15 protein-coding genes are annotated in these 15,668 nt (G+C 72.8%); 8 read left to right on the forward strand and 7 right to left on the reverse strand.

The window, feature by feature from the left end; genetic code table 11:
• The first annotated feature begins 82 nt into the window (after positions 1-82).
• Positions 83-313 carry an SCO5555 family protein gene (locus QA802_RS29460; RefSeq protein ID WP_319170271.1) on the forward strand — a complete coding sequence of 77 codons (231 nt, stop codon included), beginning with the start codon at positions 83-85 and terminating at the stop codon, positions 311-313.
• 138 nt (positions 314-451) lie between these two features.
• Positions 452-1,117: an HU family DNA-binding protein gene (locus tag QA802_RS29465; protein WP_334528765.1), complete on the forward strand. Its 666-nt coding sequence runs from the start codon at positions 452-454 to the stop codon at positions 1,115-1,117.
• Positions 1,118-1,207: 90 nt separating this feature from the next.
• Here the strand turns inward: QA802_RS29465 and QA802_RS29470 are convergent, their stop codons facing one another.
• Positions 1,208-1,411 (reverse strand): hypothetical protein, encoded by a 204-nt coding sequence (locus QA802_RS29470; protein WP_107441747.1) that lies wholly within the window; start codon positions 1,409-1,411, stop codon positions 1,208-1,210.
• A 9-nt stretch (positions 1,412-1,420) separates the two neighbouring features.
• Positions 1,421-2,059 carry a 2-phospho-L-lactate guanylyltransferase gene (gene cofC / locus QA802_RS29475; protein ID WP_334528768.1) on the reverse strand — a complete coding sequence of 213 codons (639 nt, stop codon included), beginning with the start codon at positions 2,057-2,059 and terminating at the stop codon, positions 1,421-1,423.
• Positions 2,060-2,222: 163 nt separating this feature from the next.
• On the opposite strand from cofC, the gene QA802_RS29480 reads away from it, so the two are divergent.
• Genes QA802_RS29480 through QA802_RS29490 form a run of 3 tightly spaced genes read left to right on the forward strand, consistent with a single transcriptional unit; the run spans position 2,223 to position 5,358 of the window.
• Complete coding sequence (locus tag QA802_RS29480; protein ID WP_334528771.1) at positions 2,223-3,134, forward strand: lysophospholipid acyltransferase family protein; 912 nt, start codon at positions 2,223-2,225, stop codon at positions 3,132-3,134.
• Positions 3,131-4,141 carry an NAD(P)H-dependent glycerol-3-phosphate dehydrogenase gene (locus QA802_RS29485; RefSeq protein ID WP_319170267.1) on the forward strand — a complete coding sequence of 337 codons (1,011 nt, stop codon included), beginning with the start codon at positions 3,131-3,133 and terminating at the stop codon, positions 4,139-4,141. Before QA802_RS29480 ends, QA802_RS29485 begins: the two co-directional genes overlap by 4 nt.
• 59 nt (positions 4,142-4,200) lie before the next feature.
• Complete coding sequence (locus tag QA802_RS29490; protein ID WP_319170266.1) at positions 4,201-5,358, forward strand: D-alanine--D-alanine ligase family protein; 1,158 nt, start codon at positions 4,201-4,203, stop codon at positions 5,356-5,358.
• Positions 5,359-5,409: 51 nt separating this feature from the next.
• On the opposite strand, the gene QA802_RS29495 is transcribed toward QA802_RS29490, so the two are convergent.
• Positions 5,410-5,910 carry a DUF3515 domain-containing protein gene (locus tag QA802_RS29495; protein WP_334528776.1) on the reverse strand — a complete coding sequence of 167 codons (501 nt, stop codon included), beginning with the start codon at positions 5,908-5,910 and terminating at the stop codon, positions 5,410-5,412.
• A 20-nt stretch (positions 5,911-5,930) separates the two neighbouring features.
• Positions 5,931-6,164 (reverse strand): Lrp/AsnC family transcriptional regulator, encoded by a 234-nt coding sequence (locus QA802_RS29500; protein WP_020128743.1) that lies wholly within the window; start codon positions 6,162-6,164, stop codon positions 5,931-5,933.
• 206 nt (positions 6,165-6,370) lie between these two features.
• Here QA802_RS29500 and QA802_RS29505 point away from each other — a divergent pair, with 206 nt between their 5' ends.
• Positions 6,371-7,339, forward strand: a complete 969-nt coding sequence (locus QA802_RS29505) for a thiamine-phosphate kinase (protein ID WP_334528779.1) — start codon at positions 6,371-6,373, stop codon at positions 7,337-7,339.
• Positions 7,336-8,154 carry a bifunctional hydroxymethylpyrimidine kinase/phosphomethylpyrimidine kinase gene (gene thiD, locus QA802_RS29510; protein ID WP_334528782.1) on the forward strand — a complete coding sequence of 273 codons (819 nt, stop codon included), beginning with the start codon at positions 7,336-7,338 and terminating at the stop codon, positions 8,152-8,154. The genes QA802_RS29505 and thiD overlap by 4 nt, the downstream gene beginning before the upstream one ends.
• A gap of 187 nt (positions 8,155-8,341) precedes the next feature.
• Here thiD and rpmB read toward each other — a convergent pair whose 3' ends face one another.
• Positions 8,342-8,527: a 50S ribosomal protein L28 gene (rpmB, locus tag QA802_RS29515; protein ID WP_079041368.1), complete on the reverse strand. Its 186-nt coding sequence runs from the start codon at positions 8,525-8,527 to the stop codon at positions 8,342-8,344.
• Positions 8,528-8,822: 295 nt separating this feature from the next.
• Between rpmB and QA802_RS29520 the strand changes: the two genes are divergently transcribed.
• Complete coding sequence (locus QA802_RS29520) at positions 8,823-10,616, forward strand: DAK2 domain-containing protein (protein ID WP_334528785.1); 1,794 nt, start codon at positions 8,823-8,825, stop codon at positions 10,614-10,616.
• A gap of 113 nt (positions 10,617-10,729) precedes the next feature.
• On the opposite strand, the gene QA802_RS29525 is transcribed toward QA802_RS29520, so the two are convergent.
• Together QA802_RS29525 and QA802_RS29530 are read right to left on the reverse strand one after the other, a co-directional pair.
• Positions 10,730-13,747, reverse strand: coding sequence for a tetratricopeptide repeat protein (locus QA802_RS29525; RefSeq protein WP_334528788.1), 3,018 nt, complete (start codon positions 13,745-13,747; stop codon positions 10,730-10,732).
• Positions 13,740-15,617 (reverse strand): HSP90 family protein, encoded by a 1,878-nt coding sequence (locus QA802_RS29530; RefSeq protein ID WP_334528791.1) that lies wholly within the window; start codon positions 15,615-15,617, stop codon positions 13,740-13,742. Before QA802_RS29530 ends, QA802_RS29525 begins: the two co-directional genes overlap by 8 nt.
• Between the last annotated feature and the right edge of the window lie 51 nt (positions 15,618-15,668).

Here is a 15,668-nt window from a genome sequence, read left to right on the forward strand (position 1 = left end):
CCGGAAGCGTCCGGACGGCCGTTTGCGGCGGCAGTTGCCCCCTGAGCGGGCGACAACTCGCCCCAGATGGCACAATCTGTGCATGGAACACGACGGCCAACTCGAGCTCTATACGGCGGTCGCGAACCAGCTCAAGGAAGCGCACACAACAGTGCGCGCACTGCAAGTCCCGGAGGGCGTACGGATGGCGCTGACCCGGAAGCTGCTGGTCATCACGGCCGCGGCCAAGCACGATCTCGCCGATGCGACAAGGCGTCTGGAGCGGTTCATGGCGGACCTCGACGAGGGGCGAACGCCCGAAGAGGAGCGCTGATCGCTTCCGGAGCAGCCGATTTCGTTGCGGCACAAGGGTGATTAGCCCGTTTCGTGTTTGATTTGCGGTATATATCTGCCTAACGTGCGAAAAAGCTTGAACACTTTCGTTCTGGCGAATGTCTCCGAAGGGGAAGACGTGAACAAGGCGCAGCTCGTAGAAGCGATTGCCGACAAGCTGGGCGGTCGCCAGCAGGCCGCCGAGGCGGTCGACGCGGTCCTGGACGCCATCGTCCGCGCGACGGTCGCCGGCGACCGGGTCTCGGTCACCGGCTTCGGTTCGTTCGAGAAGGTCGACCGGCCGGCCCGCTACGCCCGCAACCCCCAGACGGGCGAGCGGGTTCGGGTCAAGAAGACGTCCGTCCCGCGCTTCCGTGCAGGCCAGGGCTTCAAGGACCTGGTCAGCGGCTCGAAGAAGCTCCCGCGCGGCGGCGAGGTCGCTGTCAAGAAGGCCCCCAAGGGAAGCCTGACCGGCGGCGCCTCCGCGACGGTCAAGAAGGCCGCCGCGAAGAAGGCCGCCCCCGCGAAGAGGGCGTCGGCCGCCGCGAAGAAGGCCGCCCCCGCGAAGAAGACGACGGCCGCCGCGAAGAAGACCACGGCCACCGCCAAGAAGACCACCGCGAAGAAGAGCGCCGCCAAGAGCACGACGGCGGCCAAGAAGACCACCACCGCGAAGTCGGCCGCCGCGAAGAAGACGGCGGCCAAGAAGGCCCCGGCGAAGAAGGCGACGGCCACGAAGGCCCCCGCCAGGAAGTCCACCGCCCGCAAGACCACCGCCAAGAAGGCCACCGCCCGCAACGCATAAGGCACCTGGGGCACTCACGCGCCGGGCCGGACTCCCTCTCGGAGCCCGGCCCGCGGCGTGTCCGGCGGCTCTCGGTCGGCGGGAACTCCCTCAGAACGTCTGGAGCGTCACCAGGGTGATCCTGGGACGTTCCTTCGGCCCGTCCGTCTCGATCCGCACCCGCTGCCCGGGCCGCAGCAGCCTCAGCCCGCCCGCGTCGAAGGCCGGCGCGTCGAAGGGCACCGGCGTGCCGTCGTCGAGCAGCACCTGTCCGCTGCGGGTGTCGGGGTCGTACGTGTATGCGGTCGCCTGCATGGCGGCAGCCTACTGCCCGGGGATCAGCAGGCGCGCGGTCGCCGCGGCCGTCCGGGGCCCCACGCCCAGCGCCAGCGCGGCGCGCAGGTCCTCGCCGGTGTCCACGTCCTGGCGTACCGAATCCACCTCGCGAAGACGTAGTTCCACGGCTCCGGAGGCAAGATGGCGGGCCCGGGAATCCGGGCCGAACGCGGGGCGCAACGCACGGCCGGGGGCGACGGCGAGAAGCGTGGTGCCGATTGCGGCCGCGTCCGGAAGGAATGCGCGGGGGAATTCCGCGGCCGCGTCCAGCACCCGGGCCAATTCGGGCGCGCGCAGCGACGGCAGATCGGCGTTGAGGGCCGCGAGGGGCGCGTCGGGACGAAAAGCGCGTACGACGGCCGCCCCGTGGGCCAGTGCGGCGTTCAGGCCCGCTCCAGGCTCGTCCGGGACGATCCGGGCGCCCAGGGCGGCCAACGTACGTCCGGCCAGGGCGTCGTCCGTGACCACGGCCACATCCCGTACCGCGGACGAGGCCAGCGCGGCCGTCACGGTGTCCTCGGCGAACGCCAGCGCGACACCCGGGCGCAGAGCGTCGGCGGCCGTGTCCGCGAGCCTGCTCTTGGCCAGCGCCAAGGGTTTCAGGGGTATGACCAAGGTCCATCGCACCGGTGTGCCTCTCCTCTCTTGTCGCGGTCATTGTCACCCGGCCCGTCCGTGCGCGGGCCGCGCGGGCGTACGGTGTTCTCGACAGACCCGCAGTCCGGGGCGACACTTGTGCGGCCCCGGGCTCCGGTGCAGGCCCAGGGAAGTCCTAGAGGAAGGTGTTCGCGTGCCCCGCCGCAGAATCGGCTTCTGGTACCGCTTCGCCGCGGTGCTGTGCAAACCCTGGCTGGTGGTTCTGATCAAGCGGGATTGGCGCGGAATGGAGCACATTCCGGCCGAGGGTGGATTTATCACCGCGGTGAACCACAATTCGCATGTCGATCCCTTCGCGTACGCGCACTTTCAGTACAACACCGGACGGGTGCCGCGATTCCTGGCGAAGAGCGGGCTTTTCCGGGAGGGATTCGTCGGTGCCGCGATGCGCGGCACCGGGCAGATCCCCGTCTACCGCGAGAGCACGGACGCGCTGAGCGCCTTCCGGGCCGCCATCGACGCGGTGGAGCGTGGCGAGTGCGTCGCGTTCTACCCCGAGGGCACCCTCACCCGTGACCCCGACGGCTGGCCGATGACCGCCAAGACCGGCGCCGCGCGCGTGGCCCTGCAGACCAGGTGCCCGGTGATCCCGGTCGCCCAGTGGGGCGCCAACGAACTGCTGGCTCCGTACGCCAAGAAGCCCGACCTCTTTCCGCGCAAGACCCACCATGTGCTCGCCGGCCCGCCCGTCGACCTCTCACGGTTCTACGGCCGGGAGATCACCCCCGAACTGCTGAAAGAGGCCACGGAGGTCATCATGGCGGCCGTCACCGGGCTGCTGGAGGAGATCCGCGGCGAGAAGGCGCCGAAGACGCCCTACGACCCCCGCCGGGAGCGCATCGAGCAGCGCCGCCGCACCCAGGCGGAGACCGCCGCGGAGAACGGTGCGGTGACCGCCGCGGAGAACGGCGCGGAGAACGGTGCGGTGACCGCCGCGGAGAACGGTGCGGGGGTCGGTGGCCCGCGCATCGACCGCATCGACCGCACCGGCCGTGTGGAGACCGGGCACGCGCAGGCCCGTCACGAGGGGGAGAACAGCAAGTGAGCAACTCCGTGAAGGCGGCTGTCTTCGGCACCGGATCATGGGGGACCGCCTTCGGCGCGGTCCTCGCCGACGCGGGCTGCGAGGTGACGCTGTGGGCACGCCGCGCCGAGCTCGCCGACGCGGTCAACTCCACCCGCAGCAACCCCGACTACCTCCCCGGCGTCGAACTCCCGCGCAACCTGCGCGCCACCGCGGACCCGGCCGAGGCGGCCCGGGACGCCGACTTCACCGTCCTCGCCATCCCCTCGCAGACCCTGCGCGCCAACCTCGCCGACTGGACGCCGCTGCTCGCCCCGGACACCGTGCTGGTGTCGCTGATGAAGGGCGTCGAGCTCGGTACGACCATGCGGATGAGCGAGGTCGTCGAGGACGTCGCCAAGGTGGGCCGGGACCGGATCGCCGTCGTGACCGGGCCCAACCTCGCCAAGGAGATCGCCTCCCGCCGGCCGGCCGCGGCCGTCGTCGCGTGCACCGACGAGGGCGTCGCCCAGCGCCTGCAGGCCGCCTGCCACACCCCCTACTTCCGCCCGTACACCAACACCGACGTGGTGGGCTGCGAACTGGGCGGCGCGGTCAAGAACGTCATCGGTCTCGCGGTCGGCATCGCGGACGGCATGGGACTCGGCGACAACGCCAAGGGCTCGCTGATCACGCGCGGGCTCGCCGAGACCACCCGGCTGGGCCTGGCGATGGGCGCGGACCCGCTCACCTTCGCCGGACTCGCCGGGTTGGGCGACCTGGTGGCCACCTGCTCCTCGCCGCTGTCCCGCAACCACACGTTCGGCACCAACCTCGGAAAGGGCATGACCCTCCAGGAGACCATCGCGGTCACCCGGCAGACCGCCGAGGGCGTCAAGTCCTGTGAGTCGGTGCTGGATCTGGCCCGGCGGCACGGCGTCGACATGCCGATCACCGAGACGGTCGTCGCCATCGTGCACGAGGGCAAGCCTCCGGTGGTCGCCGTCAAGGAGCTGATGTCGCGCAGCGCGAAGCCCGAGCGACGCTGAGCGAACCCGGCGGGCGGACGCTGACTCCCGGCACTACCACCGGGTACTCTCAAGCCGATATGAGCACCGAGAACCTCCCCCAGAGCCCTCAGCAGCCCTCTCGCAAGCCGCGGGTCGCCGTCGTCTTCGGCGGTCGCAGCTCCGAGCACGGGATCTCCGTGGTCACCGCCGGCGCGGTCCTGCGGGCCATCGACCGGACCCGGTACGAGGTGCTGCCGATCGGCATCACGCGCGAGGGCGGCTGGTTCCTCACGGCCGACGAGCCCGAGCGCATGGCGATCACCGACCGCCGTACGCCCGACGTCGACGAACTGGCCGAGTCGCGGGACGGCGGCGTGGTGCTCCCCGTCGACCCCGCGAACCGTGAAGTCGTGTACTACGAGGCCGGTTCGGTGCCCAAGGCGCTCGGCGAGGTCGACGTCGTCTTCCCGGTGCTGCACGGCCCGTACGGGGAGGACGGCACGCTGCAGGGCATGCTGGAGCTCTCCGGCGTCCCCTACGTGGGGTCGGGGGTGCTCGCCTCGGCCGTCGGCCAGGACAAGGAGTACATGAAGCGGGTGTTCACCTCCTTCGGGCTCAAGGTCGGCCCGTACGCGGTGATCCGGCCGCGCGAGTGGGCCCAGGACGAGCCGGCCGCCCGCAAGAAGATCGTCGACTTCGCCGGCGAGCACGGCTGGCCGCTCTTCGTGAAGCCCGCGCGCGCGGGCTCGTCCATCGGCATCACCAAGGTCGACGACCTGTCGGGGCTCGACGAGGCGATCGCCGAGGCCCAGCGCCACGACCCGAAGATCCTGGTCGAGGCGGCGCTGCGGGGCCGCGAGATCGAGTGCGGCGTCCTGGAGTTCGAGGACGGCCCGCGCGCCTCCGTCCCGGCCGAGATCCCGCCGCCGGACGCGCACGCGTACTACGACTTCGACGCCAAGTACATCGACTCGACCCCCGGCATCGTCCCGGCGCCGCTGACGGCCGAGGAGACGGCCGAGGTGCGCCGCCTCGCAGTGGACGCCTTCGAGGCGGCTTCCTGCGAGGGCCTGGTCCGCGCTGACTTCTTCCTCACCGACGACGGCGAGTTCGTCATCAACGAGATCAACACGATGCCCGGCTTCACGCCGATCTCGATGTACCCGAAGATGTGGGAGGAGACCGGGATCGGGTATCCCGAGCTGGTGGACCGCCTGGTGCAGGCGGCGCTGCGCAGGTCCACGGGACTGCGCTGATCCGGGATCGACCGACGGGGGACCGGCACGGCGCCGGTCCTGTCGGACGAGCTAGTCGGCGATCCCTTCGGGGATCGCCTTCTTGATGGCCGGGGCCAGGTCGATCAGCGCGCCGGAATTGTCGGCGCCCGCCGGCACCGTCACCTCGATGTAGACGATCCGGCCGGCCGTGGTGAAGCGGTTGCCTCCGCCGTCCCGCTTCTCCATCAGCCAGTCGACGCCGTTCACCCCGCCCGCCACCGCGTCCGCGTCGGCCCCCAGCGGGACCTTGGGGTCGATCATCTTCGGCGGCTGTGCGACACCGCAGCGCAGTATGATCTCCGGACCGCCCCAGCCCGCGGTCAGCGCGGAGGCGGGCTCGGGATCGTGGCGGCTCTCACCGTCCACCTTCGACGGCAGTACCTTGTCCAGGTTCCGGCACAGCGCCGTGGCTTTCGCACCGGGACTGGGAACCGCCGCCGAGGTGTCACCGTCTGCTGAGGAGCAGCCCACCGCGAGCAGCAGCAGGGCGAGCGCGGGCAGGCCCATGGGCCGGCGACGGAAAGGGTTCACCGGCCAAGGTTAGACGGGGGCTACAGATGCACGACCGGGCAGGTCAGGGTTCGGGTGATCCCGTCCACTTGCTGGACCTTGGCGACCACCATGCGGCCGAGGTCGTCCACAGTGTCGGCCTGTGCCCGCACGATCACGTCATAAGGTCCCGTCACGTCCTCGGCCTGGACGACGCCAGGGATCTTGCCGATCTCTTCGGCGACGGTCGACGCTTTGCCGACCTCCGTCTGGATCAGGATGTACGCCTGTACCACGGAACCTCCAGAGCGGCCACGAGGATCATGTGGGGAAAAGGAACGCCACGGTATCGCGTCGCCGCTCGCCGCGGGGAGACCTGCGGGCGCCACGGCCCGCGCGCCGGGGTACGGGCCCGACAGAAGTTGACGGCTGACTCGACCGTATCGAGGACACTGGTTACGCGCGACCGGGCACAGACAGGTATAGAAGGGGCGAAAGGGAAATGAAGGGCACTGTTGGTGAGCTGGGGGAGTTCGGGCTCATCAGGGAGCTCACCTCCCGTCTCACCACCACCCCCGCGGTCCGGGTCGGCCCCGGCGACGACGCCGCGGTGGTCGCCGCACCCGACCGCCGGGTCGTGGCCAGCACCGACATCCTGCTGGAGGGCCGGCACTTCCGCCGCGACTGGTCCACGGCGTACGACGTCGGCCGCAAGGCGGCCGCACAGAACCTGGCTGACATCGCCGCCATGGGCGCCGTGCCGACGGCCCTGCTGCTGGGCCTCGTCGTACCGGCCGAGCTGCCGGTGACCTGGGCGAGCGAGCTGATGGACGGCCTGCGCGACGAGTGCCAGGTCGCCGGCGCCTCCGTGGTCGGCGGCGACGTCGTACGCGGCGACACGATCATGGTGTCGATCACCGCGCTCGGCGATCTGCGCAATCAGGAGCCGGTCACCCGGGGCGGAGCCCAGCCCGGTGACCTGGTCGCGGTGACCGGCTGGCTGGGCTGGTCCGCCGCCGGGTACGCGGTGCTCTCCCGCGGCTTCCGCTCGCCCCGCGCCTTCGTGGAGGCCCACCGCCGCCCCGAGCCGCCGTACCACGCGGGTCCGGCGGCCGCCGTACTCGGCGCCACCGCTATGTGCGACGTCAGCGACGGGCTGATCGCCGACCTCGGGCACATCGCGGAGGCGAGCAAGGTCCGGATCGACGTCCGATCGGGCGCGATCGACATCCCGACGCAGATGAACGACATCGGGCAGGCCGTCGGGGTCGACCCGATGCAGTGGGTGCTGGCCGGGGGTGAGGATCACGCGATCGTGGCGACCTTCCCGCCGGACGTGAAGCTGCCGGCCCGCTGGAAGGTGATCGGCGAGGTCCTCAACCCCTCAGCCCTGCCCCAGGTGACCGTCGACGGGGCGCCCTGGACCAGCAAGGGCGGCTGGGACCACTTCGGGGACCTGGAGGAGTCGTGAGCGCTCCCGCGGCGCCGCCCCGGGTGCTGACCGTCGCCGGTTCCGACTCGGGCGGCGGGGCGGGGATCCAGGCCGACCTGAAGACGATGCTCGCGCTCGGCGTGCACGGCATGAGCGTGATCACGGCGGTCACCGCGCAGAACTCCGTGGGTGTGCAGGGGGCTTGGGAGCTGCCGGTGGACGCGGTGCGCGCCCAGTACCGCAGCGTCGTCGACGACATCGGCGTCCAGGCGGTGAAGACGGGCATGCTCGCCTGCGCCGAACTCGTCGACGCGGTGGCCGAGTTGCTCGCCGGGGCCGCCGTGCCCGTCGTCGTCGACCCGGTCGGCGTCTCCAAGCACGGTGATCCGCTGCTGGTCGCCTCCGCGCTGGACTCCGTCCGCACGAAGCTGCTGCCGGTGGCCACCGTCGCCACCCCGAACCTCGACGAGACGGCCCAACTGACGGGCGTGCGCGTCGAGTCGGAGGAGCAGTTGCGGGACGCGGCGGCAGCCGTGCTGGCGTACGGGCCGAGGTGGGTGCTCATCAAGGGAGGTCATCTCCCCGGCGACGCCGTGGACCTGCTGACGGACGGCGTCGAGGAGCACTGGCTGCGCGCGCCGCGGTACGACAACCGGCACACGCACGGCACGGGCTGCACGCTCGCCTCCGCGATCGCGGCGCAGCTGGCGAAGGGAGACCCGGTGCCGGAGGCGGTCGCGGCCGCCAAGCGGTATGTCACGGGGGCGATCGCGGCGGGGTTCGCGCTCGGTGCGGGGATCGGACCCGTGGATCACGGCTGGGATCTGGGCGCGGGCGGCGGACGCGGAGTCTGAGGGCCCGGTTCGGGCTAGCGGTCAGGCGGAGGGACGGGCGGAGGTCCGGGCGCGGCGCGGAGTGTGGTGAGGGCAGCAAAAAGCCGGTCCACCCGAGGTGGACCGGCTCGATGCAGCGAACCAGCAGTGGCCGCGCGCGATGGGGTTCCCCCCAGCTCGAATGGAGTCGAGGGCAGGGGGACGTGCGTCAGCGCGAGACCTTGCCGGCCTTGATGCACGAGGTGCAAGCGTTCACGCGCTTCGGCGTCCCGCCGACCACGGTACGGACGCGCTGGATGTTGGGGTTCCAGCGACGGGACGTACGGCGGTGCGAAAACGAGATGTTGTTGCCGAAGCTCGGCCCCTTGCCACAGACGTCGCAGTTGGCAGCCACGGGTCACTCCAAAGACTTCAGATGCACTTACGGTGGATCCCGGCATGCCGGGATCGAGATCGTAGGATCAGAGATCTGGGTGGCGGTGCCAGGGGGATGGCCCGATGTGTATCGGGCAACCGGAGCAGCATACAACGGCTGCGCCAGTAGAACGAAACTACCATGGCTGCTCAGGGCCCCCGGCCCCGGCGTCGTCGCTCCGGCCGGCCGGCCTTCGCCTTGCCCGGCCCGCTTTCCGGCGGACCCGGGCCCTGGGGCTACGCTGCGTCCAGTCCAGCACTTCAAGGAGGCGCAGGTGGCGCAGGTGCCGCAGACGTTCTTCGATGCTCTCGCGGTGCGCACCTGGTGCGGACTGGCGCTCTCGGCGCTGGGCCGCGCGCGCGAGGAGATCGACGCGATCAACGTCTACCCGGTCGCGGACGGCGACACCGGCACCAACCTGTACCTGACCGTCGAGTCCGCGGCGACCGCCGTCGAAGCGGTCTTCGCCGGGCACGAGGCCGGTTCCGCGCCGGTTCGGCCCCCCTCCCTCGCCGACGCCGCGCGCGCGATGGCGCACGGCGCGCTCATAGGCGCGCGCGGCAACTCGGGGACGATCCTCGCGCAGTTGCTGCGCGGCATGGCCCAGGTGCTCGCCTCCGAGAGTGAGATGACTCGCACCGACGGGGCAGGGCTGAGCCTGGCGCTGCGGCAGGCCGCCGACGCGGCCCGGCAGGCCGTGGCCCACCCGGTCGAGGGCACCGTCCTGACGGTCGCCGCCGCCGCCGCGGACGCGGCGGGGAGCGCGGAGGGCGACTGCGGCACGATCGCCCGCGCCGCCCACCGGGGGGCGTGTACGGCGCTCGCCGCCACTCCGGGGCAGCTCGCGGTCCTGGGGCGGGCGGGAGTGGTCGACGCGGGCGGCCGGGGGCTGGTCGCGGTTCTCGCGGCCCTGGTGGAGACGTTCACGGGGGAGTCGCCGGGGATGCCGGGGGTTTCGGGGCTGCCGGGTCTCCAAAGCTTCTCGGGTCTCTCGGGGTCGCCTGGGCGCGTGGAGCCTGTCCGGGCGGAGAGTGCGGGCGGCCGGGGGCGCGCGCAGGGCGGGGAGGGCGGGAAGCCCTGGGACGCCGGCCGGGGTGGCGAAGCCAGTGCGGGGGACGAGCACGGTCCCGACGGGGAAGAGGGCGGCCCGGCCTTCGAGGTGATCTACCTCCTGGAGGCCGAGGACGCGGCCGTGGGACGGCTGAGGCAGCGGCTGGACGCCCTCGGCGACTCGCTCGTCGTGGTCGGCGGCGACGGGCTGTGGAACGTCCATGTGCACGTGGACGACGCCGGCGCGGCCGTGGAGGCGGGCGTCGAGGCGGGCCGACCGTACCGGATCCGCATCACCCACTTCGGCGCCGACGACGCGCACACGCGCGGAGGCGAGCGTCCGCCGCGCGAGCGCGTGCAGCGTGCGGTCGTCGCCGTCGTGCCCGGGGAGGGACTGGTCGGGCTGTACGCCGAGGCCGGCGCGACCACCGTACTCGCGCGCCCCGGGGAGCCGCCCGCGAGCGGGGAGCTCGTCGAGGCGGTGCGACGTGCCCACGCGCGCGAGGTGGTGCTGCTGCCCAACGACGCCGACTTGCGGCACACCGCGGCCGCGGCGGCGGAGCAGGCCCGCACCGAGGGCATCCGGGTGGCCCTGATCCCGACCCGTTCCGCCGTCCAGGGGATCGCCGCGCTCGCCGTCCACGAGCCCGACCGCCGCTTCGACGAGGACGTCGTCTCGATGACCTCGGCCGCCGGCGCCACGCGCTACGCCGAGGTCGTCGTGGCCGTGCGCGAGTCGTGGACCATGGCCGGCATCTGCCAGGCCGGCGACGTCCTCGGACTCGTCGACGGCGACGTGGCCGTCATCGGCTCCGATGTCGCCGCGACCGCGGAGGGCGTCCTCGACCGCATGCTGTCGGCGGGCGGTGAGCTGGTCACCCTGGTGCTCGGCGACGAGGCTCCCGAAGGCGTCGCGCAGCGGCTGGAGTCGCGGGTGCGGGAGGCGTATCTCGCTGTGGACACGGTCGTGTACCGGGGTGGGCGGCAGGGGGCGTTGTTGTTGATCGGGGTGGAGTAGGCGGTGGAGTAGGCGGGGGGTGGGGTGGCGGGGCTGAGGCCGAGGTGATCGTTCAACGATCCTCGGAACTTCTTGGTCCTCGTTGGACGATCCCCTCGCCCTCAGGGGATCGTTCAACGACCCTTCGATTCCTCCGTCGCCTGCAACAACTGCTCCGCCTCGGCCCGCCGCGCCCGCATCGTCTCGCTGTCCACCCGACCGTCGCCCTCGAAGCCCTCGAAGCCCTCCAAGCCCTCCAAGCCCTCGGCTGCGTCCGCGCAGGACCGCAGCACCGCACGCGCGCGGGCCGCCGCCTGTGTGGGGCGTCCCAGGTCGCACTCCAGCCAGCCGGCGGCCAGCTCGGCGCCGGTCCGGGCGGACAGGGCGCTGTCGCCCAAGGCGACGAACACCGCGACCGCCTCCGACATCTGGGAGAGCGCCTCGTCCAGGGTGGCCCGGATCGCGTCGTCGTCCGCGTCCTCGGCGGCGGAACGAGCCAGCAGGTCCCCGAACTGGCGATGGGTGTCGCCGAGTTCGGCGATCAGCCTCGCTCGCGCCTCCGCGTCGTCGCCCGCCGCGTCGAAGGCGTCCGCGCACTCCTCCACGGCGCTCGTCATCAGGGCGCGCGCCACGTCCGTGTCCTGCTCGGTGCGCAATGCCAGCCAGGCGCGGGCGCGCAGCGAGCGGATCAGCCCGCGCACATTGCCGAGGTCCCGCCACAGTTCGCCCGCGCGCGCGTACGCCCGGTCGGCCTCGGCGTGCAGCCCGGCATGGCCGAGCGACTCGGCGGCCAGGTGGGCGAGGGTGGCATGGTCGTGCTGCTCGGGCCAGTGCCGGGCGATCTCGGCGGCCTGAAGCCGGCGTTCGGCGGCGTCCCCGTGCTCGCCGAGCTCGCTCAGACAGTCACCGAGCCACCACTGCGTCTGGACGACCGCCCCGTCCCCGTGGGTCTCGGCGCTCAGGTCCGTCAGCGCGGACTCCAGCACCTCCGCGGCCTCGGCCCAGCGGCCTTGCCGTACCAGGTACCCGCCGAGCTGGTGACGCGCCCACGCGCCGAACGTCGGGCCCGCCCCCGCCTCGTCGGCCCAGTGCGCCGACTCCAGAGCGTGCTCCGCGGCCTCTGCGGCCTCTCCCCGGCCGCCGACCACCTCGGCCAGCTGCAGGTGCAGCTGGGCCCGTCCGATCGCCTCCAGGACCGGCCCGCCGTGCTCCAGGGCCGCCCGCAGCGCCCGCTCCGCCTCCGCCATGTCGCCCAGCTCGTGGGCGAGACCGGCCAGCCGGGCCTCGTACTCCACGGCGAACCACGGCACCCCCGCCTCGACGAACTCCGCGGCGGCCCGCGCGAACAGCTCCGCACCGGTCTGCGGCTCGCCGGAGCGCGTCGCGAGCTCCGCCAGCATCGCGTGGCCCTCGGCCACCCGGGCGGCGAGCCGGACGTCGTCACCGGCCCGCCCGTGCACGAGCGCCAACAGCTCCCGGACGGCCGATTCCGCCGGCGTCCCGACCGCTGCGGGCACCGGCCCCTCGGTCTCGTGAACCCGACGCATCAGTATCCGGGCCCGCGCCATCAGGACACCCGCCGCCTGCGGCACCTCGGTGCCGCCCTCCGCGTACAGCGCGAGGACCCGGTCGTACGGCTCGGCCACGGCCGCGAGCGCCTCGTCCACCTCGCCGTCGAGCGCACGGACGTAGGCGGCACGCGCGCGTGCCGCCAGAGCCTCCCCGGGGTCGCCCGCCTCCGCGTACAGCCCGGCGGCGCGCTCGAAGGCGTCGGCGCTCCGCGGGCCGAGACCGGTCGCCTCGTGGTCGGCGATCTCCGCGCGGTCCCGCGCCGCCAGCTCCACGTCCTCGTTCGCGGCGGCCGCCCGGGCCACCCGCGCCCACGCCTCGGCGGCGTGCGGCCGGAGGGCGTCCGACAGCCGCCGGGCCTCGACGAGCAGAGCGGTCAGGTCCGCTTCACCAGCGCCACCGGCGCCACCGGCCTCCTCGACCGGGGCCGCAGCGGCGGGTGCTGGCCGGGGTGCGGCAGACGCCGGACGGGACGCCCGCACCCCCAGGGGCAGCCGCTCCGCCAAGGGCGTCCGCGCCATACGCGCGCGTGCCCGCTCGCTGACGTGCTCCGTGCCGTTGCGCTCGTCGAAACGCGCCGCCAGCGCGAGCGCCTCCGCGCGCGCGTGCGTCGCGAGCTCGTCGGCCGTCCACTCCCGCCCGGCCGCCCCGGGCACCCGCTCACCGCCGAGCCCGAGCTCACCCAGGCGCCCCATCAGCAGCGCCACCACACTCAGGAACTCCAGCTTGCTGCGCGGATGGCCCTCGTCCGTGAAGTACGCCGGCCGCTCCGCGAGCAGCTCCAGGCCCCGCGCCTCGTTGCCGGTCAGCGCACAGAACTCCACGTGGGCGGCGTACGCGCCCCGCATGCTCTCCATGGACCGCACCAGCCGGAACCCGCGCAGATGGTGGGCGCGGGCCTCGTCCGGGCGGCCCAGCCGCAACAGCGGCAGCAGGGACGACGCGAGCACGCCGTGCGGCTCGTGGGCGCACGTGTACTCGCCCTCCAGGACCGGCGCCCACAGCTCCAGGGCCTCGGTGTCCCGCCCCCGCTCAGCCTGCCACCAGCCCTGCCCGTGCAGCTCGCACGCGTGGCAGTCGGCCATCGCGTCCCGGTCCGCGGCCAGCCAGGCGGCGAACGCCCGCTCGGCCCGCGCCACGTCACCCACGTGCGCGGCGACGCTGAACTCGGCGCTGCGCACCGCCCGTTCGGAGTGACCGGCGAGCCGGTAGCGGTGCTCCATCTCGCCCAGCCACTTCTCCAACGACGCCAGCGGCACGTGCGGCTGGTCGAGCATGCCGGCCGACATCCACTTGAAGACCCAGTGCAGCGAATGCGTCTCGTACGCGTCGAAGTCCTCGGGCCGTTCGTCCCACATGCGCAGCAGCCGCGCGAACGGGACGAACATCTTCGCCTTCTCGGAGCTGTAGTTGTAGACCTTCAGCTGGTGCCCGAGTGCCTCGATCACGGCGAGCGGGATCTTCAGCTTCTCCGCCTCCGCGAGCAGCCGCTCCGCGCGCGCGTTGCGGGCCGGCCCCTCCGGCTGCTCGCCGTTCTCCGCCATCGCCCGGCGGAGGGAGTCGAAGTCCGTGATCTCACTCATCCGTGGCCCCCCGCCCGTCCGACGACTGCCCGTGTGACGTCTGCCCGTGTGACGCGTCCCCGTGGGTGGCCCACTCGAGGAGGCCGATGAACGACCGGTTCAGCAGCGCCGAGTCCGCCGGCCGCAGCGGACGCTGCGCCATCAGCAGCGCCTGCCCGTACAGGGACTCCGTGGCGGTGCCGATCAGTTCCGGATCGTGCAGCGAACCGATGCGGCGGACCAGCGGGTTGAGATGGTTGAGCACCAGACGCGCGCGCGGGGCGCTCCCGCGCAGCGAGCCCAGGATGCCCGCCCAGAGGTCGTCGGCCTGCTCCTCGGCGTCCGCGCGCGCCTGCTCGTGCCGGGCCGCGCGGTCGTCGAGGTGCAGCGCGGGCACCGACACCGGATGGAAGGCCCGCAGGACGACGTCGCAGCCCAGCGGGTCGAGCCTGGCCCGCGCGGCCGCCAGGAAACCGGCCAGCGCCAGCTCGTCGGCGGGGGCGACGGTGTCCAGATGCGCGGTCACGGTGTCGGCGTCCAGCTCGGCGACGACCGTCCCCGGCCGCACCGAGGGCAGCGCCTCCACCAGCTCGCTGTCGTACGTGTAACCGCCGTTGATCACCCCGACGCCCTGCGCGGAGGCGATCGGCGCGACCTGCCGGTACTCCTCGACGGTCCGCGTGAAGTGCACCACCGGGTGCCGCTGCGCGAACTCCTCCAGCGACAGCCGGCCGTCGGTCGTCTCGAAGGGCAGCCACGGCAGCATCGTGCGCAGCATGTCCGTGTCGTGCCGCGCCAGGGACTTCACGCCCAGGTCGTGCACCTCCAGGAAGGCCGCGAGCCGCTCCGGATCGCCGGCGGCCAGTCCTGTCAGCCACGATCGGATCCGCTCGCCCAGCGCCTCCCGCACCGCGGCCAGCGTCTCGTCCTCGTACAGCGACTCCCGCGAGGCGGTCGGCCGCAGACTGTCGGTGTCCAGGACGCAGCGCACGAAGAACGCCCAGTCGGGCAGCAGCTGTTCGCCCCGCTCGGTCAGCAGCATGCCCTTGAGGTGCACCCGGTGACCGGCGCGCTGCGCCGGGCTCACCGCCGACGGCAGCACGTACGCCACCCCGCGGATCCCCGCCAGCGGCACGTCCAGTCGGATCGCGTCCAACGGGGTGAAGCCGAACAGTTCGTGACAGTGCCGGGCCAGCGCGACCCGCCGGCCGGCGGGGGAGGCGTACGCCCGGTCCCAGGGCGCGGGCAGATCGGTGACCGCCTCGTCGCCGACCTGGACGTCGTACGGCAGCAGCGATCCGAAGTCCCGGGCCAGCGCCAGCACACGCGGCTTGGCGAGCCACTCCCCGGCGCCCGCCCGCGCCACCAGATGCACGGTGGTGCCCGGCTCAGGGCGCTCCTCGTGGGGCAGTGTCCGCACGGTGTACGAGCCGTCGTCGCGGGCCGTCCACTCCACCGGCGGCGCGCCCGGGTTGCGGGCGCTGCGGCTGACCACCCGGATCCGCTCGGCGACCACGAAACAGGCCAGCAGGCCGATGCCGAACTGGCCGAGGAAGTCCGACCGGACCTCCTGGAGGCCCTCGGCCCGCTTGGAACTGCGCCCGATCGTCGCCAGCAGGTCGTGCACGTCGGCCTCGGTGAGCCCGACACCGGAGTCCTCCACCCGCAGCCGGCCGTCGGCCGCGAACAGCCGCACCCGCGCCGGGGCGTCGGGCTCCTCGGCCCGCCGGGCGGTGATGGCGTCCACGGCGTTCTGCAGGAGTTCGCGCAGATAGACCTTGGGGCTGGAGTAGAGGTGATGGGACAGCAGGTCCACCAGACCACGCAGGTCGACCTGGAACGAGTGGGGTGACGGGGATGCCTGGGATGACGGTGAGGTCTGGGAGTCCATCGCTGCAGCGCCGCGGGCTGGGGGAGGAGCACGGCGCGGGGTCGGGCGGTC

Source organism: Streptomyces sp. B21-105, assembly GCF_036898465.1.
In the GTDB taxonomy this organism is placed as follows: Bacteria; Actinomycetota; Actinomycetes; order Streptomycetales; family Streptomycetaceae; genus Streptomyces.